Raw genomic sequence first — 1,891 nt, 5'->3', positions numbered from 1 at the left:
CCTCAAGGATGCCGTGGTGCTCCTCGCATGGAAAGCCGATCAGCCGATGACGCCGAAACATCTTCATTGCGTCTTGAGCACCGATCGGGAGCTAAGCGACGAAGAAATCTTGCGCTACTATGCTGCACGTTGGTCGATCGAATGTTTTTTCCGTCAATCGAAAGACCAACTGAAACTCGATGGATACCGCGTTCGCGGGCGTCGGGCGGTGAAACGGTATTGGATTTTGGTACAACTGACTTATGTGTACAGTATGTTCGAGTCCAACGGTGATTTCTCTACCGGGCTTGACTTTCTCCGAACGAACAAAGCACATCGTCTTGTAGAATTTATCTACGGCGCAGCGAAACAAAATATTCCCATTGATGCCGTGAAAAAACAGCTCCATGTGGCATAAGGGGTACCCCGTTTGTCTCTTTTTAAATGGTAATTATTGTAACAAAAATTACTCAACTACAGTAAATAACTTAGATTTTCATTTTGGCTACTTTCTACAAACAATTCAATGTTCACATCCTGTTCAGCTTTAACCCTTAATAAATCCCCTAACTGATGAAAATACGGAGAAATAGCATATCCTGTCATAATAATACATTCAGATGCATCAGACAGAATTTGTCTAATAACCCCTACCGTTTCACGTATTCTTAAATCAATTCCTGTAACTCCCGAAAACACCACTTCTACCTTATGTGAATTTTCATTACATCTGTCATTAATAAGTTTTAAAAGTAATAACAATCTTTTTATCTCTTCATCGTTCAAATTCGGAAACAAATCGCGAAATATATGACTATATCTTATATTTATGTCAATATCTCTAAAATTATTGATATTTGATAGTGAAAGAATATCCTCTTCTAATTTTTCACATAATACATTCAATTTAAACAATAATCTCTCATCCAACATTTCATACCAATCCATTAAAGTAAGGTTTAATCTGGCTATCTTGAATTGGAACAACTAAAGATCTGTCTAATAAACGATTACCAGTTTCACACGAAGTTTCTGAAATCATTGAACAAGCAAAACACGCTGAACCGTTTAAATCATTTTCTTCATCTACTTCTAAAGAAGAACAAACAGGATCATTTGTGCAAAATAGGGCCTCTTCCAAAGCTTCATTCAAAATTTCTCTAAATTTATCAATATTTCCCATCTCGACTAATCCACCTAAAGTTCCTTCTTGATCTGCACTTCCAGTGTATAACAAAATCCCAGCCATAGTCTCACTACAGTATATTCTTTCTTTAATTGCCACAGATGAATACCCTGATTTTAGTGATAGTTGCTTTATAAGAAGATGAGACAATGTATGCATCATTACGTATAATGCATTTCGATCTTCTAATTTTGTCCATCCCTTCTTTTCTAGCCATTTATCGTACACACCAACAAATTTATCTGATTTTTCTTTCACATCATCCAACCAATTATTTACTGTTTCTCGATTGAATTCTATAAATATCCCTTCACCATACGTTTCAACTGCTGGTAACCACTTTTCCTCAATTCCAGATTCTAACCATACAATTTGAGGATTTTTAACTTCAGGTTCGGGACTATCATTACGCATAAACCCAAGTAAAACAATAATCTCCTTTAGTCGATGCACTTGGACAATCTTACTAAAATAAGGTCGTAACTCTATCGGAACAGACTGTATCTCCGCCTCGAATTCTGGATTCTCTTTTGGGATTTTAATTTTATCTTTAAAACCAGTAAACCTTTCGTATTCAAATTCTTTAATTTGTCTATAATTCAGTTTTTCGTTATTTTCATTTCCCTTAAATCTTATCCATTCATTGTAAAAATGATTAAAATCTCTAAAAACTTTTTCTTCAAAGTATACCTCATAATAATCTTTTAGCCCATTTTCTCCTCTTTT

Annotated in this window: 3 protein-coding genes; 1 reads left to right on the top strand and 2 read right to left on the bottom strand. The window is 35.2% G+C overall.

All coding sequences use genetic code 11. From position 1 onward, the window contains the following. Positions 1-397: transposase (locus M4I42_RS16750; protein ID WP_268853170.1), on the top strand; the 397-nt coding region annotated here is incomplete at its 5' end. Between the two features lie 56 nt (positions 398-453). On the opposite strand, the gene M4I42_RS16745 is transcribed toward M4I42_RS16750, so the two are convergent. Further along, positions 454-894 (bottom strand): hypothetical protein, encoded by a 441-nt coding sequence (locus tag M4I42_RS16745; protein ID WP_268853169.1) that lies wholly within the window; start codon positions 892-894, stop codon positions 454-456. Between the two features lie 19 nt (positions 895-913). Beyond that, positions 914-1,891, bottom strand: a 978-nt coding sequence (drmB, locus tag M4I42_RS16740; protein WP_268853168.1) for a DUF1998 domain-containing protein, incomplete at its 5' end; no start/stop codon positions are given.

It is taken from the genome of Anoxybacillus sp. J5B_2022, assembly GCF_026847645.1.
Lineage (GTDB): Bacteria > Bacillota > Bacilli > Bacillales > Anoxybacillaceae > Anoxybacteroides.
The sequence above is the reverse complement of the archived record's forward strand: the minus strand, read 5'-3'. Positions and strand labels throughout refer to the sequence as shown.